The sequence below is a fragment of the Enterobacter sp. 01-M-02-SI-ECC genome, from assembly GCF_047530595.1.
In the GTDB taxonomy this organism is placed as follows: domain Bacteria; phylum Pseudomonadota; class Gammaproteobacteria; order Enterobacterales; family Enterobacteriaceae; genus Enterobacter; species Enterobacter cloacae_M.
This window is the reverse complement of sequence record NZ_JBLKCZ010000001.1, coordinates 491,882-511,151: the sequence shown is the minus strand read 5'-3', so window position 1 is coordinate 511,151 and position 19,270 is coordinate 491,882. Positions and strand designations below refer to the sequence as shown.

Annotated in this window: 18 protein-coding genes; 8 read left to right on the top strand and 10 right to left on the bottom strand. The window is 60.7% G+C overall.

Annotated features, from left to right (window positions below):
* Positions 1-36: 36 nt before the first annotated feature.
* The 5 genes from astE to ACMWLG_RS02490 are packed head-to-tail and all read right to left on the bottom strand — an operon-like array spanning position 37 to position 6,060.
* Positions 37-1,002, bottom strand: a complete 966-nt coding sequence (astE, locus tag ACMWLG_RS02510; RefSeq protein ID WP_045401509.1) for a succinylglutamate desuccinylase — start codon at positions 1,000-1,002, stop codon at positions 37-39.
* Positions 1,003-1,012: 10 nt separating this feature from the next.
* Positions 1,013-2,338: an N-succinylarginine dihydrolase gene (gene astB, locus ACMWLG_RS02505; protein ID WP_045401512.1), complete on the bottom strand. Its 1,326-nt coding sequence runs from the start codon at positions 2,336-2,338 to the stop codon at positions 1,013-1,015.
* Positions 2,325-3,812: a succinylglutamate-semialdehyde dehydrogenase gene (astD, locus tag ACMWLG_RS02500; protein WP_045401515.1), complete on the bottom strand. Its 1,488-nt coding sequence runs from the start codon at positions 3,810-3,812 to the stop codon at positions 2,325-2,327. The genes astB and astD overlap by 14 nt, the downstream gene beginning before the upstream one ends.
* Positions 3,809-4,843, bottom strand: a complete 1,035-nt coding sequence (gene astA / locus ACMWLG_RS02495) for an arginine N-succinyltransferase (protein WP_045401518.1) — start codon at positions 4,841-4,843, stop codon at positions 3,809-3,811. Before astA ends, astD begins: the two co-directional genes overlap by 4 nt.
* Entirely contained in the window at positions 4,840-6,060 is a 1,221-nt protein-coding gene (locus ACMWLG_RS02490; protein WP_029742016.1) for an aspartate aminotransferase family protein, read from the bottom strand. The genes astA and ACMWLG_RS02490 overlap by 4 nt, the downstream gene beginning before the upstream one ends.
* Before the next feature lie 433 nt (positions 6,061-6,493).
* On the opposite strand from ACMWLG_RS02490, the gene xthA reads away from it, so the two are divergent.
* The 6 genes from xthA (at position 6,494) to ACMWLG_RS02460 (ending at position 12,669) form a co-directional block, all read left to right on the top strand.
* Positions 6,494-7,300, top strand: a complete 807-nt coding sequence (gene xthA, locus ACMWLG_RS02485; RefSeq protein ID WP_045401521.1) for an exodeoxyribonuclease III — start codon at positions 6,494-6,496, stop codon at positions 7,298-7,300.
* A 6-nt stretch (positions 7,301-7,306) separates the two neighbouring features.
* On the top strand, positions 7,307-7,990 hold the full coding sequence (locus tag ACMWLG_RS02480) for a TVP38/TMEM64 family protein (RefSeq protein ID WP_045401523.1): 684 nt from the start codon (positions 7,307-7,309) through the stop codon (positions 7,988-7,990).
* Between the two features lie 15 nt (positions 7,991-8,005).
* Complete coding sequence (locus ACMWLG_RS02475; RefSeq protein WP_414762951.1) at positions 8,006-9,166, top strand: ABC transporter substrate-binding protein; 1,161 nt, start codon at positions 8,006-8,008, stop codon at positions 9,164-9,166.
* Positions 9,139-10,668, top strand: a complete 1,530-nt coding sequence (locus ACMWLG_RS02470) for a thiamine ABC transporter permease (protein ID WP_045401526.1) — start codon at positions 9,139-9,141, stop codon at positions 10,666-10,668. Before ACMWLG_RS02475 ends, ACMWLG_RS02470 begins: the two co-directional genes overlap by 28 nt.
* Positions 10,668-11,288: an ATP-binding cassette domain-containing protein gene (locus ACMWLG_RS02465; RefSeq protein ID WP_045401528.1), complete on the top strand. Its 621-nt coding sequence runs from the start codon at positions 10,668-10,670 to the stop codon at positions 11,286-11,288. The genes ACMWLG_RS02470 and ACMWLG_RS02465 overlap by 1 nt, the downstream gene beginning before the upstream one ends.
* A 73-nt stretch (positions 11,289-11,361) precedes the next feature.
* Entirely contained in the window at positions 11,362-12,669 is a 1,308-nt protein-coding gene (locus tag ACMWLG_RS02460; RefSeq protein ID WP_045401531.1) for a sulfurtransferase, read from the top strand.
* On the opposite strand, the gene ACMWLG_RS02455 is transcribed toward ACMWLG_RS02460, so the two are convergent.
* Together ACMWLG_RS02455 and ACMWLG_RS02450 are read right to left on the bottom strand one after the other, a co-directional pair.
* The gene (locus tag ACMWLG_RS02455; RefSeq protein WP_045353669.1) at positions 12,666-13,283 is read right to left on the bottom strand and encodes a CDP-alcohol phosphatidyltransferase family protein; all 618 of its coding nucleotides are present in this window, start codon (positions 13,281-13,283) and stop codon (positions 12,666-12,668) included. The genes ACMWLG_RS02460 and ACMWLG_RS02455 overlap by 4 nt on opposite strands.
* Positions 13,276-13,845, bottom strand: a complete 570-nt coding sequence (locus ACMWLG_RS02450; protein ID WP_045401534.1) for a carboxymuconolactone decarboxylase family protein — start codon at positions 13,843-13,845, stop codon at positions 13,276-13,278. The genes ACMWLG_RS02455 and ACMWLG_RS02450 overlap by 8 nt, the downstream gene beginning before the upstream one ends.
* Before the next feature lie 75 nt (positions 13,846-13,920).
* Between ACMWLG_RS02450 and ACMWLG_RS02445 the strand changes: the two genes are divergently transcribed.
* Complete coding sequence (locus ACMWLG_RS02445) at positions 13,921-14,337, top strand: pyrimidine (deoxy)nucleoside triphosphate diphosphatase (protein ID WP_045353667.1); 417 nt, start codon at positions 13,921-13,923, stop codon at positions 14,335-14,337.
* Here ACMWLG_RS02445 and ACMWLG_RS02440 read toward each other — a convergent pair.
* A complete protein-coding gene (locus tag ACMWLG_RS02440; RefSeq protein ID WP_023311264.1) occupies positions 14,300-14,575 on the bottom strand; it encodes a DUF1496 domain-containing protein in 276 nt (91 codons plus the stop codon). The two genes, ACMWLG_RS02445 and ACMWLG_RS02440, sit on opposite strands and share 38 nt — an antisense overlap.
* Positions 14,576-14,803: 228 nt before the next feature.
* Between ACMWLG_RS02440 and gdhA the strand changes: the two genes are divergently transcribed.
* Positions 14,804-16,147, top strand: coding sequence for an NADP-specific glutamate dehydrogenase (gdhA, locus tag ACMWLG_RS02435; RefSeq protein WP_045401537.1), 1,344 nt, complete (start codon positions 14,804-14,806; stop codon positions 16,145-16,147).
* A 70-nt stretch (positions 16,148-16,217) separates the two neighbouring features.
* Here the strand turns inward: gdhA and ACMWLG_RS02430 are convergent, their stop codons facing one another.
* Together ACMWLG_RS02430 and selD are read right to left on the bottom strand one after the other, a co-directional pair.
* On the bottom strand, positions 16,218-18,125 hold the full coding sequence (locus tag ACMWLG_RS02430) for a DNA topoisomerase III (protein WP_045401540.1): 1,908 nt from the start codon (positions 18,123-18,125) through the stop codon (positions 16,218-16,220).
* A gap of 4 nt (positions 18,126-18,129) precedes the next feature.
* Positions 18,130-19,173 (bottom strand): selenide, water dikinase SelD, encoded by a 1,044-nt coding sequence (gene selD / locus ACMWLG_RS02425; protein ID WP_045401543.1) that lies wholly within the window; start codon positions 19,171-19,173, stop codon positions 18,130-18,132.
* Between the last annotated feature and the right edge of the window lie 97 nt (positions 19,174-19,270).

The window sequence follows — 19,270 nt, the reverse complement described above, 5'->3', positions numbered from 1 at the left end:
TTTACCCCCCCTCCCGGATGATGAGAGGGGAGAGGTTCAGGATATTTTTTCCAGCATCAGCCCGGCCCGCAGGCCAAACGCGACGGTGGGGTTAGGGAACAAGACATACTCGGTGGTGTTCTGCACCTCGTAACGTTCCTCGCCATCCTCTGCCAGCAGCGCCCCTTTGCGGAACGGGGTGAAGTTCAGGGTGTGCGCGGCCATGTGGAGCTGGAAAGCATCGCTGCGGCGCGTGATCTGCTGTACGACCCGATACCGCTCAACGGGCTCATGCGCGTGCTCGGGAGCCGTTCCTCCCAGCAGCGCCCGAAGGGCGAGATGCGTAGGCGCAAAGCGGGTCAGATCGTTCTGGCCGAACGGTAGCGCTTTTCCCAGCTCCAGCGTGCAGGCCAGCGCAGCGAAACGTTCACAGGTGAAATGGGTAAAGGTTCCGCCCGGCGACTGATGAAATACCAGCGCCTCCAGCCCGGCGTCACCTAGCCAGCTCAGGAACGCTTCATCCCACGGCTGACTGCGCTGCGGCAGAACGCCGAAGCGTACGTGGTAAGACGCGCGGATTGCCGTGTGCAGATCCAGATGCCAGCGCGCCGGCCCCGCGGCGGCAAAAAACGCGGTCACGACGTTCTCCAGCCACTCTGCCCGCGCCGTTTCATCGCTCTGCGGAAACTGCGACCAGCGGCCGCCGAACATGCGGTTAATGTCGCTCACCAGATACCGTTTGTTTTGCGCCAGCGCAGGGGGATTGCCGAGCACCACCAGCACGCGGCACTTTAGTTCGATCTCATTGCGATACAGCGCACGCAGCAGCAGATCAACAATCTCAACGGGCGCGGTTTCATTCCCGTGGATACCCGTTGAAAGCAGCAGCGAGAGATCGCTTTTTACGGTCGGCGTCAGCTCAAGCACCCCGCGCCCCAGCCACCGCCAGCGAAATGAGGGGCCGTCCCCCTCTTTCTGTTCCGGCGTCTCATCGGCCAGGGTCAGCGCCAGTAAATTTTCCATATCCACTCCTTTAGCGCTGGAACGGGTAAACCGATCCCAGCTGCAGGATTGTCGATAACGCGTCCAGCGCCTCGCGTCCTTCACGCAGAAGCTGCGGGTCAACCAGATCCGCCTGCGTCAGACGATCGCGATAGTAGCGATCGACCCAGTCATTCAGCCGCGTAAAGAGCGTATCGTTCATCATGACCGCGGGGTTCACCGCCTGCATTTCGTCCTGAGTCAAGACCACGCGCAGACGTAAACAGGCTGGCCCGCCGCCGTTGGCCATGCTTTCGCGCAGGTCAAACACGCGCAGTTCGTCAATCGGGTTATCGGCCTTCACCAGCTCCGTCAGGTAGCGCCACACGCCTTTGTGATCCCGTGATTCCTGCGGCAGGACCAGCATCATGCTGCCATCGTCACGGCTCAGCAGCTGGCTGTTGAACAGATAGGTTTCTACCGCGTCCTGCACGCTCACCGCCTCCGTTGGCACCTGGATTGGCGTGAAGCCGCGCACGCGCTCATGCAGCGTGGCGAGCAGCTTCTCCTGATGGGCAAACGCCTGGTCGTGGCAGAACAGCACCTGGCGGTTAGAAACGGCAATCACGTCGTTATGGAACACGCCCTGGTCAATCACGTGCGGGTTTTGCTGGGCAAAAACCACCTGGGAAGGATTGACCTGGTTCAGGCGAGCAACCGCCTGGCTGGCCGCCAGCGTCTGACGAGCAGGATAACGGGTTGGCGCGGCGTGGCCCCCCTCTTCTCGCCCGTAGATAAACAGCTGCAGGCCCGGGTCGCCATAGTCGCCTCCCAGGCGGTTATGGTTGGCCGCGCCTTCGTCGCCAAACATCGCCACCTGCGGCAGAGCCTGATGCACCTCAAAATGGGCGTCATGGTTGAAAATGGCGCGCAGCACGCGCTCGGTGGTTTCCGCTTCTGTGGCGCGGTGGAATTTATTGTTCAGGTTCGCCACCGCCAGATGAACTTTGCCATCCAGCGTGTCGGCTGACGGCGCGACGGTCGCGGCGTTTGCCACCCACATAGAGGAGGCGGAGCTTGCCGCGGAGAGCAGGTGCGGCGTCTGCGTACCCGCTTTTTCGACGACCTGCTCATCGGTACCGCTAAAGCCGAGCTGACGAAGGACAGCCACGTTCGGGCGTTCCTGCGGCGGGATCACCGCCTGCGGGAAACCGGCATCCGCCAGCGCCTTCATCTTCAGCAGCCCCTGCTTCGCCGCCAGCTTCGGGTTGGAGACCTGAAAACGGTGCTTCGTCGAGGCTTCATTACCAAAAGAGAGACCGGCATAGTGGTGCGTCAGCCCCACCAGCCCGTCAAAGTTAACCTCACGCGCTTTCATGACGATCCCCTCCGGTAAAATCCAGCCCCGGATTAAGCGTCTCCGGCAGCCTCAGCGCCGGGGTTTCCAGGCTCGCCATCGGCCACGCGCAGTAATCGGCGGCATACCACGCGCTGGCGCGATGGTTGCCCGACGCGCCTACACCACCGAACGGCGCGGTGCTCGCGGCCCCGGTAAGCGGTTTATTCCAGTTCACAATCCCGGCGCGCGCTTCCAGCAGCAGTTGTTCAAACTTCTCCCGATGCGGCGAAATCAGCCCGCTCGACAGGCCGTAGCGGGTGTTGTTCGCCATCGCAATGGCCGCATCGAAATCGTCGTAACGCCAGACGCACAGCAGCGGGCCAAAGACCTCTTCATCCGGCACGTTGCTTGCGCCGCTCATCTCTACAATGCCCGGCGTCAGCAGCGAGCTACCCGGCTGAACCTGCTTCGGCTCCAGCAGGGTTTTCGCGCCGCGCGCGACGTGGTCGTGCCAGGCCTTAAGCACGTTCAGCGCGGCCTGTTCGGAAATCAGCCCGCCGATAAACGGCTGCGGGTCGGCATCCCACGCGGCAGGCACCAGACGCGCGCTCACTTCAACCAGACGCTTCAGGAAGGCATCCCCCTGTGCGCCCCGCTTAACCAGCAGGCGGCGGGAGCAGGTACAGCGCTGTCCGGCGGTAATAAAGGCAGACTGAATCGTCAGGTGCACCGCAGCGTCGATATCATCAGGATCTTCCACAATCAGCGGGTTGTTGCCGCCCATCTCCAGCGCCAGGATTTTCTCCGGCTGCCCTGCCAGCTGGCGGTGCAGCTGATAGCCCGTACCGGCGCTGCCGGTAAACAGCAGACCGTCGATATCGCTCAGCGCGCTCAGCGCCTGACCGGTTTCCCGCCCGCCCTGAACCAGGTTCAGCACGCCCGGCGGCAGGCCGGCCTGTTCCCAGAGTTTGACCACCGCCTCGCCGGTGAATGGCGTGAGCTCGCTCGGTTTGAAGATAACGGTATTGCCCGCCAGCAGTGCAGGCACAATATGGCCATTCGGCAGGTGTCCCGGGAAGTTATACGGGCCAAACACTGCCAGCACGCCGTGCGGACGGTGACGCAGCGTGGCCGCGCCATCCGGCATGTCGGTGTGCTGTTCGCCGGTGCGGGTGTGGTACGCCTTCACCGAAATGGCGATTTTGTTGATCATCGCCGTCACTTCGGTTGTCGCTTCCCAGCGAGGTTTACTGGTTTCAGACGCGATGATGCGCGTCAGTTCGGCCTTGTTTGCCTCCAGCAGCCCGGCAAACTTTTCAACAATTTCCTGGCGCACGGCGAAAGGCTGTTTTGCCCACGCCGGAAAGGCGCGGCGCGCGGCCTGGCAGGCTTGTTCTACCTGCGCGGCGCTGGCGTCATGCCCCTTCCAGAGCACCTCTTTTCCAACCGGATTGGTCTTTACGCGCTCTTCGCCTTCGCCCGTGACCCAGTCACCGTTAATCCATAATGTCATGCTGTTTTCTCCTCAGGGCAGAGACGCACCAGGCGAACCGTATCGCCGGCGTTACATTTCAGGGCATCCAGTTCTGCAGCCGTCAGCACCAGACGTTCACATTTCGGGTTGGTACGCACCAGCATGGCGCGGAAGTTGGCGTAATTTTCATTCGACACCAGACAGGCGGGCCAGTCACCCGGCGCGGGCTGACCTTCAGAGACCTCAACCAGACGGCTCTTGCGGATCGCGCGCACGCGGTCGATATCGCACTCAAGCGTTGGGCCGCCGTCAAAGATGTCGACATAGTTCCGGTAGCGGAACCCCTCTTTCTCCAGCACCGCGCGGGCAGGCGCGGTCTGCGGATGGACTTCGCCAATCACCGCCTGCGCTTCCGGGCTGAGGAAATGGGTATAGATAGGATGCTTCGGCATCAGTTCGGCGATAAAGGCTTTCTGGCCGGTGCCGCAGAGATAGTCCGCCCGGCTGAACTCCATCGAGAAGAAGCGCTCGCCCAGGCTCTCCCAGAACGGCGAGTAGCCGGTGTCGTCGATCACGCCGCGCATCTCCGCGACCACTTTTTCGTTAAAGCGATCGCGGAAGGCGGCCATAAACATAAAGCGCGATTTGGAGAGCAGATAGCCGTTGCCCTCTTTGCGCCACGCCGGGTCGAGGAACAGCGTGCATAGCTCGCTGGCGCCCGTGTGGTCATTGCAGAGAAACAGCGTGGGCAGCGCGTTATAAACGTTCAGCTCTTTCGAGGCGTGAACCATGGTGCCGACGCGGTAGTTGTACCACGGGTCGTTAAGCCCGACGGCCACTTCAATGGCGCAGATCCCAGCCACGGTCCCCGTGTCGGTGTCTTCCAGCACGAACACATACCCCTGTTCGCTTTTTGGCAACGTCCCCTGCCAGGTTTGCAGGGCGCGCTCAATGCGCGCCGACAGCGTTTTTTCATCGGCAGGAAGCGAGGTCAGCCCGCCTCCCGTCTTACCGGCAAGCTGAATGAGCCCGGCGAGATCGCCGCGCTCAACGGGACGGATGACCATCATGATGACACCCCGGATTTCACTTTTTCACACGCCAGCGCAAAACGGTCCAGACCGGTTTGCACCTCTTCCTCGCTGACGATCAGCGCGGGCGCAAAACGCACCACGTTGGCACCGGCAATCAGCACCATCACGCCCACTTTTGCCGCTTCCTGTGAAATAAGTTTAGCTTTACCGGCAAACTCAGCGGTGAGCTCGCAGCCGATTAACAGCCCCAGGCCGCGAATTTCTTTAAACAGCCCCGTTTTGCCGTTGATGGCATTCAGGCGCTCGACAAACCAGTCGTGACGCTGCTTAACGCCTTTCAGCACCTCAGGCGTGTTAATGATGTCGAGAACCTGCCCGGCAACGGCGGTGGCCAGCGGGTTGCCGCCGTAGGTGGTGCCATGGGTGCCCACGGTCATCACGCTGGCGAATTTATCGGTGGTCAGCGTCGCGCCAATCGGGAAGCCGCCGCCGAGCGCTTTGGCGGTCGAAAGCACGTCCGGCGTCACGCCGTAGTGCATATAGGCATACAGCTCGCCGGTGCGGCCCACGCCGGTCTGGACTTCGTCGAAAATCAGGACCGCGTTGTGGCGATCGCACAGCTCGCGCAGCCCCTGCAGGAAGGCTTTTTGCGCCGGAAGCACGCCGCCCTCGCCCTGCATCGGCTCGACGATCACCGCGCAGGTGGTGTCGTTAATCAGCTCGCTGGCGGACTGCAGATCGTTATAGATACCGTGGCGAATATCCGGCGGCAGCGGGGCAAAATCCTGCGAGTAGGAAGGCTGGCCGCCCGCGCTGACGGTAAAGAGCGTGCGCCCGTGGAAGGCGTTTTTAAACGCCACGATGCCGCTCTTGTGGGTACCAAATTTATCGTGCGCATATTTGCGCGCCAGCTTCAGCGCCGCTTCGTTGGCTTCCGCCCCCGAGTTACAGAAAAAGACCTTTTCGGCAAACGTCGCGTCGATCAGTTTTTTGGCCAGGCGCAGCGCGGGCTCGTTGGTAAAGCCGTTGCCGGTATGCCAGAACTTCGCCGCCTGGTCATTCAGCGCCTGACGCAGCGCAGGGTGCGCATGCCCCAGCGCGTTGACCGCAATCCCACCTGCAAAGTCGATATACTCTTTACCCTGCTGATCCCACAGGCGCGAGCCTTCCCCACGAACCGGAATAAAAGCCGCCGGAGCGTAAACCGGCATCATCCATTCATCGAAATTTTCACGCGTAATTGACAGAGACATAGCGACCTCATCCGGTAAATAAAAAGTTATTTGAATGTTAAATAATTGAGTGTTTGCACTGTGAATGTAGATTGCAGCCTTCGTGCCAGCCAGCGATAAAATTGCATAAACGGGTTGAGGTAACAGAATATCAATAAGTTACAATATGGAGTTATTCACTTTTAGTGCATAAAAAGTGAATATTTTTACGACAAGCGGCACTTTGCCGCATGAAAATCAGAAAGAGTATGCACAGGCCAAATATAATTCTGGAATTGTGATCGCTCGCGAAATTTATCGGTCATTTACGCCCTGTTTGAGGGCGATGCGCGTCAGAATGGTGCAAATATTGCACCACCGGCATTATCTGTCGCAGTTATTGGCCGAACCCGGTAACAGTTGACGCAAATTCTGCTACCATCCATGCACTATTCACCTTGCACTGGCAGCGACTATGAAATTTGTCTCTTTTAATATCAACGGCCTGCGCGCCCGCCCTCATCAGCTTGAAGCTATCGTTGAACAACATCAGCCAGATGTGATCGGCCTGCAGGAGACCAAGGTTCACGACGACATGTTCCCCCTCGAAGAGGTGGCTAAGCTCGGCTACAACGTCTTCTATCATGGGCAGAAAGGCCATTACGGCGTTGCGCTGTTGACCAAAGAGACGCCAGTTTCAGTCCGCCGCGGGTTTCCCGGCGATGACGAAGAAGCACAGCGCCGCATCATCATGGCGGAACTGCCTTCCCCGCTGGGGAACATCACCGTGATTAATGGTTACTTTCCCCAGGGCGAGAGCCGCGACCATCCGACCAAATTCCCGGCTAAAGCCAAGTTTTATCAGGATCTGCAGGACTATCTGACCACCGAACTGAACAAAGACAATCCGGTGCTGATCATGGGTGATGTGAATATCAGCCCGACCGATCTGGATATTGGCATCGGTGAAGACAGCCGCAAACGCTGGCTGCGTACCGGCAAATGCTCCTTCCTGCCGGAAGAGCGCGAGTGGATGCAGCGCCTGCTGGACTGGGGGCTGGTGGATACCTTCCGTACCGCCAACCCGGACACGCAGGATCGCTTCTCGTGGTTTGACTACCGCTCAAAAGGCTTTGACGACAACCGCGGCCTGCGTATCGACCTGCTGCTCGCCAGTTCGCCGCTGGCAGAGCGCTGCATCGAAACCGGGATCGACTACGAGATCCGCAGCATGGAAAAACCGTCTGACCACGCGCCGGTGTGGGCTAAATTCAAGCTGTAATGACGCGTGAACATTCGAAAACTCGCTTTCCTGTGCGCCCTTCTGGGCGCATTTATTCTGACGTTTGTCATACTTCCCCCAGGCACACTCTCCCTGGACGGGATTAAAACCCACCAGCAGGCACTCATCTCCCATGTTGACCACGCGCCGCTGCGAAGCGCGCTGATCTTTTTTGCCCTCTACGTGGCGGTCTCCGCCCTGTCGATCCCCGGTGCGGCTATCCTCACCCTGCTGGGCGGAGCGTTATTTCCCCTGTGGGAAGGCACCCTTCTGGTCTCGTTTGCCTCCACGCTCGGGGCGACGCTTGCGATGCTCGCCAGCCGTTATCTGCTGCGCGAATGGGTCCAGCGGCGGTTTGCTCAGCAGATGAAAACGGTGAACGCCGGTATGGCGCATGACGGCGCGGGCTATCTTTTTGCCCTGCGCCTGATGCCGCTGTTCCCGTTTTTCCTGGTGAATTTGCTGATGGGGCTGACCCGCATTGGCGTATATCGCTACTGGTGGGTCAGCCAGGTCGCCATGCTGCCCGCGACGGTGGTCTTTCTGAACGCCGGACGCGAGCTGGGGAAAGTGGCGTCGCTGCGCGATATTTTGTCGCCGGGCATGCTAATCGCCTTTACACTACTGGGGTTATTGCCGCTGGCGACACGCCGGCTGTTTTCCCGTTATCTCCCGTCTGTTAAAAAGTGAGGCATTATGCGCCGTGTGCGTTTTTGCGCGTTCCTGACCGGTCTGCTGCTGGCAGCCCCCCTCTGTGCCGGCGATAGCTGGCACGCTATCCAACAGCAGGCCAAAGGCCAGACCGTCTGGTTTAACGCCTGGGGCGGCGATCCGGCGGTCAACCGCTACCTTGAGTGGGTCAGCGGTGAGATGCAAACGCACTACGCCATTACCCTAAAAATTGTCCCGCTGGCGGACGCCGCCGATGCGGTAAAACGGATCCAGACGGAAGCCGCCGCGGGGCGTAAGGCCAACGGCTCGGTTGACCTGCTGTGGGTCAACGGCGAAAACTTCCGCACGTTAAAAGAGGCGAACCTGCTGCAAACCGGATGGGCGCAGACGTTGCCAAACTGGCGCTATGTCGATACCCGTAAACCCGTCATGGAAGATTTTGCGATTCCAACCGACGGGGCGGAATCCCCGTGGGGCGGCGCGCAGCTAACCTTTATCGCCCGCAAAGCCAGCATGCCGACGCCGCAGGTGGATCCGCAGGCGCTGCAGGCCTACGCGCAGCAGCACCCGGGTAATATCAGCTATCCCCGCCCACCCGATTTTACCGGCACGGCATTTCTTGAGCAGCTGCTGCTGACGCTCACCGATCGCCCTGAGGCTTTACAAAAAGCGCCCGATGCAACGTTTGCTGAGGTTACGGCGCCGCTCTGGGCTTACCTCGATAAGCTGCACCCGCTGCTGTGGCGCGAAGGAAAAGATTTCCCTCCCTCGCCAGCCCGAATGGATGCCCTGCTTGCCAGCGGCAGTCTGAACCTGTCGCTGACCTTTAACCCGGCGCATGCGCAGCAGAAAGTGGCGAGCGGCGAACTGCCCGCCGACAGCTACAGCTTTGGTTTCCAGAGCGGGATGCTCGGCAACGTCCATTTTGTGGCTATCCCGGCCAATGCCGGCGCGAGCGCGGGCGCAAAGGTGGTCGCTAATTTCCTGCTGTCACCGCAGGCGCAAATCCGCAAGGCCGACCCGGCCATCTGGGGAGACCCGAGCGTCCTGGATGCGAAAACGCTGCCCGAAGAGGAAGCGAAACAGCTGCTGGTCCATACGCCTCAGGGGCTGCCGCAGGTGCTTGCAGAGCCGCAGTCCGCCTGGGTGAACGCGCTGGAGCAGGAATGGCTGCGTCGTTACGGCACCCGCTGAGCGGGCTTGTCTGGCTGGCGATGGCGGTGATTTATCTGCCGATCCTGCCCGCCGGCGTGATGCTGTTCGCACCGGCGCTTTCTGCGACAAACTGGCAGCGGCTGCTGAACGATCCGCAGCTGCCGCAGGCGACCGTCGCCACGCTGGTCTCAACGCTCATCGCCACGCTGGGGGCGTTGCTGATTGCCCTTTTCTTCGTCTGCCTTTTGTGGCCAGGTCAACGCTGGCGGCGCCTCACGACCCGGCTGCCCTGGCTGCTGGCGATCCCCCATGTGGCGTTCGCCACCAGCGCGTTACTGCTGTTTGCCGAGGGCGGTCTGTTTTATCAGCTCTGTACCGTCTGTACGGCTCCGTTTGACCGCTACGGCGTCGGGCTGGGCCTGACGCTCGCGGTCAAAGAGAGCGCGTTCGTGCTGTGGGCCATTTACGCCGTACTGCCGGAACAACGGCTCGCGCAGCAGAAGATCGTCCTGCAGACCTTTGGCTACGGGCGTTATCAGACGCTCAGCTGGCTGATCCTCCCGGCGATCGCGCCTGTCCTCGGCGCGGTGATGCTGGCGGTGCTGGCATGGTCGCTCTCGGTCGTGGACGTGGCGATCGTTCTCGGGCCCGGCAACCCGCCCACCCTGGCCGTGCTGGCCTGGCAGTGGCTAAGCCAGGGCGACGCGCAGCAGCAGGCAAAAGGAATGCTGCTGTGCCTGTTTCTTCTTATGCTGCTGGCCGCGCTTGCCGCCCTCGGATACGGCCTCTGGAGGGTATGGCGTCGCACAATTCCGGACCTCGCGGGGACGCGCCGAAGGTCTCAGCGCACCCTGCCTGAGCGGGCATTCAGCGGGTTACTGCCCGCGTGCGGCATCCTGTGCGCTGCGGTACTGCTGATGCTGGCGCAAGGGGGCGACGTGGGTTCCGTGGGGACCAGCCTCTCCTTCGGCCTGCTGTCGAGCCTGATCGCCCTCATCGTCATTTTTCTCTGGCTGGAATGGGGACCTCAGCGCAGCGCAGCGTGGGTGTGGTCACCGCTCGCCCTGCCGGCGCTGCCGCTCGTCACCGGGCAATACTTTATTGCATTGCGTCTGGGGCTCGACGGGCGCTATGCCGCCGTGCTCTGGAGCCATCTGCTGTGGGTGTTGCCGTGGATGCTGCTGGTTCTGCAGCCCGCCTGGCGGCGGATCGATCCCAGGCTTATTCTTACCGCCAGAACGCTCGGCTGGCGACGGGCGAAAATATTCTTACTGCTGAAATGCCCCCTGCTGGTGCGCCCGGCTCTGCTGGCCTTTGCTATTGGTTTTTCCGTCAGCATGGCGCAATACATGCCGACGCTCTGGCTTGGCGCGGGGCGCTTCGCCACGCTGACCACCGAAACCGTCGCGCTCAGCAGCGGGGGCAGCATCCCGACCCTCGCTAACCGGGCGCTGGGATTACTGCTGGTCACGGGCACGGTGTTCGGTCTTGCCGCCCTGTTATCCCGGCTCGCGGGCCGCTACCGTCAAGGATTACGTTAATGCTGAAGGTTAAAGATCTCACCATTGAACCGCTTTTCCGCGAGGTCAATTTTTGCGTTCCTCGCGGGGAGATCGTTACCCTGATGGGGCCGTCCGGCAGCGGCAAATCGACCCTTTTTGCGTGGATGGTCGGCGCGCTGTCAGACGATTTCCAGGCGCGGGGCGAACTGTGGCTCGACGCGCGTCGCTGCGACGGCCTTCCCGTTGAAGCCCGCGGGCTGGGCATTCTCTTTCAGGATGCGCTGCTGTTTGAACAGTTCAGCGTCGGGCAAAATTTGCTGCTGGCCTTGCCTGAGCGGATCGTCGGGAGAGCGCGTCGGGAAGCGGTCGAGCAGGCGCTGGATTCCGCCGGGCTGTGCGGTCATTACGCCAGCGATCCGGCCACCCTCTCCGGCGGGGAGCGTGCCCGGGTCAGCCTGCTGCGGGCCCTGCTCGCAGAGCCGCAGGCGCTGCTGCTGGACGAACCGTTCAGCCGCCTCGATAAAACGCTGCGCACGACGTTTCGGACATGGGTTTTTGACGCCGTCCGCGCGCGCAATATCCCGGTGGTGCTGGTCACGCACGATGAGGACGATATTCCGCCCGGCGGCGAGCTGATTGAGATTTCTCGCTGGCAATAATGTGCTAACGCAATGTTTTCCGTTTCGGGAGAGACGACAATGCCCCCCTCTTTTACTGACGTCAGGTTATTCGATGAAACGTGTTTCTCAACTGACCGCGCTGGCCCTGCTCTGCGGCCTCGCATCCTTTTCCTCTCTGGCGGCTGATTTGGCCAACGCGATGACGCTCTCCCAGCTTCAGGCACAGCACGGCACGCCTGTCGACACCCGCCCCAGCGCGTTCTATAACGGCTGGCCGCAGACCCTCAGCGGCCCCTCCGGGCATGAACCCGCCGCACTCAACCTGGCTGCCGTCTGGCTGGGTGCAATGAGCGACGAACAGATTGCGAGCTGGGCAAAACAGCATCAGCTTACGCCCGCGACGGCCATCGCCCTGTACGGCGACGAGAACGATAACCTGGCGGTGAAATCGCGCCTGGAGAAAGCCGGATACCGCCACGTCTCGCTGCTCAGCGACGCTCTGAAGACGCCCGACCGCCTTCAGCGCCTGCCTCACTTTGAACAGCTGGTTTACCCGCAGTGGATCCACCGCCTCCAGCAGGGTAAACCCGTGACCGCCGCGCCGGCGGGTGACTGGAAAGTGATTGAAGCCGCCTGGGGCGCACCGAAGTTTTACCTGCTAAACCACATTCCCGGCGCGGGCTACATCGACACCAACGAGGTGGAAAGCGAGCCGCTGTGGAATAAAGTCTCCGACGACAAGCTGAAAGCGATGCTGGCGAAGCACGGGATCCGTCACGACACCACCGTCATTCTGTATGGCCGTGACGTTTACGCCGCCGCGCGCGTGGCGCAGATCATGCTGTATGCAGGCGTGAAGGATGTGCGTATTCTCGACGGCGGCTGGAAGGCGTGGTCCGATGCAGGCCTGCCGGTTGAACGCGGCACGCCCGCGAAAGTGAAGCCAGCCCTCGATTTTGGCGCGCCGATCCCCGGCCAGCCGCAGCTGATGGTTGATATGGAACAGGCGCGCGGGATGCTGCACCGTCAGGATGCCTCCCTGGTCAGCATTCGTTCCTGGCCGGAGTTCATCGGCGAAACCAGCGGCTACAGCTACATCAAGCCAAAAGGTGAAATTGCCGGTGCCCGCTGGGGTCATGCGGGCAGCGACGCGACCCATATGGAAGATTTCCATAACCCGGATGGCACCATGCGCAGCGCGGACGATATCGCCGCCCAGTGGAAGCGCTGGAATATTCTGCCGGAACTGCACGTCGCGTTTTACTGCGGCACCGGGTGGCGGGCGTCAGAAACCTTTATGTACGCCCGGGCGATGGGCTGGAAGAATGTCGCCGTCTATGACGGCGGCTGGTACGAATGGAGCAGTCATCCGCAGAACCCGGTCACCACCGGAGAGCGCGGGCCAGAGAGCGCTCTCTAAGGGCTGAGTGACTTCAGCGTCACATAGCCGCTCCAGACGCGAGTTGTGGTGGTCAGCCAGCACAGCGCGCCGAATACCCACGCGAACAGCGTAAAGTGCGCCGGGAAGAGGCAGCACAGCACGAACAGCGCGATGGTCTCCGTCCCTTCCGTTAACCCACCGATGTAATAAAACGACTTGTGCGCATAGCCGGGGTTGTCGATATCGTGCTTCGCCGCCAGCGCCGCAAACGCCAGAAAGCTGCTGCCGGTCCCGATAAACGCAAACAGCAGCCAGGCGGCCGCCAGCGCATTCTCAGCGGGTGCCGCGAGCGCAAAGCCAAACGGCACCAGGGCGTAGAACAGAAAATCGAGCGCGATATCAAGAAATCCCCCCGCATCGGTCAGCCCTCTCCTGCGCGCCAGCGCGCCGTCCAGACCATCCAGCAGGCGGTTAAGCACGATGGCAGCCAGCGCAGCCGGATACCAGCCGAGGGCCAGAAACGGCAGCGCCAGCACGCCGATGGCAAACCCGGTCAGGGTTAATCCGTCGGGCGTGATGCCCGGCTTATCCAGCACGGAAACCAGACGATTCAGAGCGGGCTTAACCCGCGGATGCAGGTGACGGTCAAGCATGGGGAGTCTCGCTAAACGTGGCGCACAGCCCCTGCGCCGGAATATCCAGCGCGGCATTAAAACGGGCGGAGAGATTCTGAAACGCAATCAGCGCCGTCATCTCGGTAATGGCATCGTCCGTGAAGTGGCGTTTCAGCGCCGTTCTCACTGCCTCATCCGCCCGGGGCGGCGTGGCGGTCATCGCCTCGGCGTAGGCCAGCGCCGCGCGCTCCTGCTCGGTGAACAAGGCGGAATCCTGCCAGTCGCTCACGGCCTGAACCTTATCCAGCGTGCCGCAGCGCTCGGCCAGACGCAGGCTGTTGGCATCAATGCAGAAAGCGCAGTGACAGAGCTGGGATACCCGCGTCATGAGTAGCGAACGCAGCGCGGGCGTCAGGCGCGCGCGACGACGCTCCAGAAAGCCGACAAACAGCGCCACCAGCCAGAACAGACGCGGCATTCGCCCCCACCAGCGGGTGGGATTCAGCTCCGCGCCAAAATGCTTTTTCTGCATGGCGGCTATCGGTTTTAGGCTGGCGGGAAGGGATTCGAGGGGGGCAACCCAGGCGGGGGACTCTTTCACCTGATTCTCCTGTTTACTGGACTCTGAGAAAGGGCACGATAATATGTCTTTTTTCGCTATCAATTATTGACGACCATGCTGAAAACACTCGATGTCGTTGCCGCCATCATCGAAAAAGACGGCAACATTTTACTGGCGCAGCGCCCTGTCCACGCCGACCAGCCGGGAATGTGGGAATTTGCAGGCGGTAAAGTCGAGGCCGGAGAAACCCAGCCAGAAGCGCTTATCCGCGAGCTGCGTGAAGAGTTGGGCATTGACGCCCTGCCGGGACAATACGTGGCAAGCCACCAGCGGGAAGTCTCCCAGCGGTTGATTAACCTGCATGCCTGGCACGTTCCTGCTTTCCGCGGCGATATCACGGCGCACTACCACAGCGCGCTGGCGTGGTGTACGCCGGAAGAGGCGTTTGGCTACCCCTTAGCCCCCGCGGATATTCCGCTGCTGGAAGCGTTTATTATTTTACGCGACGCCAGACCAGCGGGTTCGTGCTGATGGCGCGCTCGTCGCGCTGGCACTGCAGCAGAATGCCGTCCGCTTTCACAACGGCCCCTTCCGAGTAGTTCTGATTCTGATAGATACAGCACTGATTGCAGGGCTGCACCGTTTGATTCTGGCCGCTGGAGCTAAACACTTCCGGCGGCACATTCACTTCCACATCCGGACGAATGCGGTCAGCCTGAGCGCCAGCGGTAAACATCAAACATAACGCGGTCATCACATAACGGTTCATCGACTTGTCTTCCTGTTGTGTCCTGATATTGACTATAACGGTAAACCAGAGCCGAACCTTTAATTTATCTCTTCATCGCTTTTCGTTATGACGCCCGCCCTCTCATTAATTTCCCTTTCGTCATAAATTTCTGCTTGCCTCACAAAGCGGTACGGGTGGTATAGTCAAAAAAACAACACAAATCGCATAAGTAATACACATAAAATACGATAAGAGGTTCTTATATCTATGGATCAGACACGCTCTCTGGAAAGTTTCCTTGCCCATGTTCAGCAGCGCGACCCGCACCAAAGCGAGTTCGCTCAGGCCGTGCGTGAAGTTATGACCACCCTGTGGCCCTTCCTTGAACAAAACCCGCGTTATCGCCAGATGTCTCTGCTTGAACGCATGATCGAGCCAGAGCGCGTGATCCAGTTCCGCGTGACGTGGGTTGACGATCGCAACCAGGTACAGGTTAACCGCGCGTGGCGCGTTCAGTTTAACTCGGCGATTGGCCCGTTTAAGGGCGGCATGCGTTTTCATCCGTCCGTGAACCTGTCGATTCTGAAATTCCTCGGCTTCGAGCAGACCTTTAAAAACGCCCTCACCACGCTACCGATGGGCGGCGGGAAAGGCGGCAGCGATTTCGACCCGAAAGGCAAAAGCGAAGGGGAAGTGATGCGCTTCTGCCAGGCGCTGATGACCGAACTCTACCGCCACCTCGGCCCGGATACCGACGTTCCTGCCGGTGATATCGGCGTGGGCGGACGTGAAGTGGGCTTTATGGCCGGGATGATGAAAAAGCTATCCAACAACAGCGCCTGCGTCTTTACCGGCAAGGGGCTGTCGTTTGGCGGGAGCCTGATCCGCCCGGAAGCGACAGGATACGGCCTGGTTTACTTCACCGAGGCGATGCTCAAGCGTCACGGTTTAGGCTTTGAAGGCATGCGCGTCGCGGTGTCCGGCTCCGGTAACGTGGCGCAGTACGCGATTGAGAAAGCGATGCAGCTTGGCGCTCGCGTGGTGACCGCCTCTGATTCCAGCGGCACGGTGGTGGATGAAGCGGGCTTCACGGCAGAGAAGCTGGCGCGCCTGTGTGAAATCAAAGCCAGCCGCGATGGCCGCGTGGCGGATTATGCCCGGGAGTTTGGCCTGACCTACCTGGAAGGGAAACAGCCGTGGGGCGTTCCGGTGGATATCGCCCTGCCGTGCGCCACGCAGAACGAGCTGGATGCGGACGCCGCGCGTACCCTGATTAGCAGCGGCGTAAAAGCGGTGGCCGAAGGGGCAAATATGCCGACCACTATCGATGCGACGGACCTGTTCCTGGAAGCGGGCGTGCTGTTTGCGCCGGGCAAGGCTGCTAACGCGGGCGGCGTGGCGACCTCCGGCCTCGAGATGGCGCAAAACGCCGCACGTCTCGGCTGGAAGGCGGAGAAAGTGGATGCGCGCCTGCACCACATCATGCTGGATATTCACCATGCCTGCGTGGAGTACGGCGGCGAGGCGTCGCAAACCAACTACGTGCGCGGGGCGAATATCGCCGGGTTCGTGAAGGTGGCGGATGCGATGATTGGTCAGGGCGTGATTTAAGGTTTATCGCGTGCGGCCGGGTGCCCTCACCCCGGCCCTCTCCCACCGGGAGAGGGGAGAAAAACGTGTGTCAGGCCGCGCTCTTTTTCTTCTTGAACGGTTTCTTCGCGCCGCCACCGGGCGCAACCATGCCTCTGAACGTTTTCACCGGCGTGCTGCGCGCCTGATCGATCAGCTGATAAAGCGTCCCGACCAGCGGCTGCATAAAGTCCTGATAGCGGCACTGCTTCTCGCTGATCTGCGTCAGCACCGATTCCCAGTGCGCGGTCATGTCCGGCCTGGCGGCCAGCTCCGGCAGAGAGTGGATTAGCGCCCGGCCCGGCTCCGTTGAGTGGATATAGCGTCCCTTTTTCTCCAGGAAGCCGCGCTTAAAGAGCAGCTCGATGATCCCCGCTCGCGTCGCTTCCGTTCCCAGACCGTCGGTGGCGCGCAGGATCTTCTTCAGATCTTTATCCTGAACGAACCGGGCGATCCCGGTCATCGCCGACAGCAGCGTCGCATCGGTGAAATGGCGCGGAGGCTGGGTCTGACGTTCAACCACTTCGCCCTTCTCGCACAGCAGTTCGTCATCTTTGGCGACCACCGGCAGCGGCGTGCCGTCGTTCTCCTCATCACGCTCTTTGTTGCCGAGGAGCGTACGCCAGCCCGCTTCTGCGAGGAAACGCGCTTTGGCGACAAACTTACCTTTGGCAATCTCAAGCTCAATCACGCACTTGCGGAATACCGCGTCCGGGCAGAACTGCATCAGGTACTGACGGGCAATCAGGTGATAGACCTTCGCTTCGTTCTCGGTCAGGTTGACGATGCTGGCGCGGGCCGTCGGGATAATCGCGTGGTGGGCATCGACTTTTTTATCATCCCAGCAGCGGTTATGGGTGTCCGGGTTTACCGCAGGCTGCGGGAGCAGATCCGGCGCGTGCACGCCGATGGCGTTCATCACCGAGTGGCGACCGGCAAAGTGCTCTTCCGGCAGATAGCGGCTGTCCGAACGCGGGTAGGTGATGAGCTTATGGGTTTCGTAGAGCTTCTGGCAGATGTCCAGCACGTTCTGCGCGCTGAGGCCAAAGCGCTTCGCGGCCTCAATCTGCAGGGCCGACAGAGAGAACGGCAGCGGCGCGGGTTCTGATTCCCGTTTATCGTTATAGCTGGTGACGATAGCCGGCTGGCCGGTAATGCGGTTAACCACATGATCCGCCAGCGGACGGTGCAGCAAGCGCCCCTCTTCATCCTGGTAAGATTCGCAGGCATCGCTCGGCTGCCAGACGGCGGTAAAGCGCTCGTCCTTAGGCGTGACGATATGCGCTTTCACTTCAAAGAAATCTTTGGCGACGAAGTTCTCAATCTCTTCATCACGACGCACGACCAGCCCCAGCACCGGCGTCTGCACGCGCCCCACGGAGAGCACGCCCTGATAGCCCGCGTTGCGCCCGAGTATGGTGTAGGCGCGGGTCATATTGATGCCGTACAGCCAGTCGGCGCGGGCGCGGGCTAATGCCGAGACGCACAGCGGAATAAATTCGCTGTTGGCACGCAGGCGCGAAATCGCCCGCTCGACGGCCTGCGGGTTGAGGTCGTTGATCAGGCAGCGCTGCACCTGCTGGCGCTTTTCCGGCGCCAGCTCAAGATAGTCCAGCACCTCATCCACCAGCAGCTGCCCTTCCCTGTCCGGGTCACCTGCGTGCACGATTTCAGCGGCGTCATGCAGGAAGCGCTTGATCACGTTGAGCTGTTTGGTGACTGAAGGTCGGGGCTGCAGGCGCCATTTTTCCGGCACGATGGGGAGATCGTTTAAATTCCAGCGGGCGTAGCGGCTGTCATAGACATCCGGCTGCGCCTGCTCAAGCAGGTGACCGATACACCAGGTGACCACCTGCCCGTTACCGCATTCGATAAAACCGTCACCTTTGCGATGCGGTTTAGGCAGCACATCAGCGATGGCGCGGGCCAGGCTCGGCTTTTCGGCAATAAACAACCGCATCGAATTAACGGATCTCAATCATCGGACGACCGCCGCGCGCGGTCACCAGCTCGCCGATTGCCGTCAGGGTGATGCCGAACTCGGCGGCCGTTGCCTGAACCTCGGCTTCCGATTCCGGCGTGACCGCCAGCAGCAGGCCGCCGGAGGTTTGCGGATCGCACAGCAGGTTGCGCCACTCCGCAGGCATTTCGCCCATCAGGTGACCGTAGCTGGCGAAGTTGCGCTGGGTACCGCCCGGCACCGCGCCCTGAGCAATATACTCCTCCACGCCCGGCAGCTTCGGCACGTCCTGATACCAGACCTGCGCCTGCACGCCCGCGCCCTGACACACTTCAGAGAGGTGCCCCAGCAGACCAAAACCGGTGACGTCGGTCATCGCCTTCACGCCGTCGATATTGGCAAACGCCGCACCGGCGAGGTTCATCTGGCACATGGCTTCGGTTGCCAGACCTTTGTGCTCCGGTTTCAGCAGGGATTTTTTCTCGGCGGTGGTCAGCACGCCAATACCCAGCGGCTTGGTGAGGAACAGTTTGCAGCCCGCCTGCGCGGTGCTGTTGCGCTTCACGCGTTCGGTCGGCACTACGCCAGTAACGGCCAGGCCAAAGATTGGCTCCGGCGCATCAATAGAGTGTCCACCGGCCAGCGCAATCCCCGCCTGCTGGCAGGCAAAACGACCGCCATCAATCACTTCACGGGCCACTTCCGGCGGGATGGTGTTGATCGGCCAGCCCAGAATGGCAATCGCCATGATCGGCTTACCGCCCATCGCGAAGATATCGCTGATGGCGTTGGTGGCCGCAATGCGCCCGAAGTCGAACGGGTTGTCGACAATCGGCATAAAGAAGTCGGTAGTACTGATAATGCTTGTGCCGTTACCTAAGTCATAAACTGCAGCATCGTCACGCGTTTCGTTGCCGACAAGCAGGTTCGGGTCGACAAACTTCGCCTGTTCACTGTGCAGGATGGTCTCCAGCACTTTCGGCGAAATTTTACAACCGCAACCGGCTCCGTGGCTGTACTGCGTTAAACGAATGGTTTGCTCGCTCATGGACGTCTCCTGTCATCTCAATCGCGCTATGGTAGCGCTCATTCCATAAAGAGGTAAGTATGACTGTCTGAATTCTGCGGCAGATGCTCAGAATCCA

Excerpts from the sequence above, each read along its gene's own strand:
- astA (WP_045401518.1), bottom strand. The coding sequence starts at position 4,843 with ATGATGGTCATCCGTCCCGTTGAGCGCGGCGATCTCGCCGGGCTCATT.
- ACMWLG_RS02465 (WP_045401528.1), top strand. The coding sequence starts at position 10,668 with ATGCTGAAGGTTAAAGATCTCACCATTGAACCGCTTTTCCGCGAGGTC.
- ACMWLG_RS02470 (WP_045401526.1), top strand. The coding sequence starts at position 9,139 with ATGGCTGCGTCGTTACGGCACCCGCTGAGCGGGCTTGTCTGGCTGGCG.
- ACMWLG_RS02455 (WP_045353669.1), bottom strand. The coding sequence starts at position 13,283 with ATGCTTGACCGTCACCTGCATCCGCGGGTTAAGCCCGCTCTGAATCGT.
- astB (WP_045401512.1), bottom strand. The coding sequence starts at position 2,338 with ATGAAAGCGCGTGAGGTTAACTTTGACGGGCTGGTGGGGCTGACGCAC.
- selD (WP_045401543.1), bottom strand. The coding sequence starts at position 19,173 with ATGAGCGAGCAAACCATTCGTTTAACGCAGTACAGCCACGGAGCCGGT.
- ACMWLG_RS02460 (WP_045401531.1), top strand. The coding sequence starts at position 11,362 with ATGAAACGTGTTTCTCAACTGACCGCGCTGGCCCTGCTCTGCGGCCTC.
- gdhA (WP_045401537.1), top strand. The coding sequence starts at position 14,804 with ATGGATCAGACACGCTCTCTGGAAAGTTTCCTTGCCCATGTTCAGCAG.
- ACMWLG_RS02490 (WP_029742016.1), bottom strand. The coding sequence starts at position 6,060 with ATGTCTCTGTCAATTACGCGTGAAAATTTCGATGAATGGATGATGCCG.
- astE (WP_045401509.1), bottom strand. The coding sequence starts at position 1,002 with ATGGAAAATTTACTGGCGCTGACCCTGGCCGATGAGACGCCGGAACAG.
- astD (WP_045401515.1), bottom strand. The coding sequence starts at position 3,812 with ATGACATTATGGATTAACGGTGACTGGGTCACGGGCGAAGGCGAAGAG.
- ACMWLG_RS02440 (WP_023311264.1), bottom strand. The coding sequence starts at position 14,575 with ATGAACCGTTATGTGATGACCGCGTTATGTTTGATGTTTACCGCTGGC.
- xthA (WP_045401521.1), top strand. The coding sequence starts at position 6,494 with ATGAAATTTGTCTCTTTTAATATCAACGGCCTGCGCGCCCGCCCTCAT.
- ACMWLG_RS02445 (WP_045353667.1), top strand. The coding sequence starts at position 13,921 with ATGCTGAAAACACTCGATGTCGTTGCCGCCATCATCGAAAAAGACGGC.
- ACMWLG_RS02430 (WP_045401540.1), bottom strand. The coding sequence starts at position 18,125 with ATGCGGTTGTTTATTGCCGAAAAGCCGAGCCTGGCCCGCGCCATCGCT.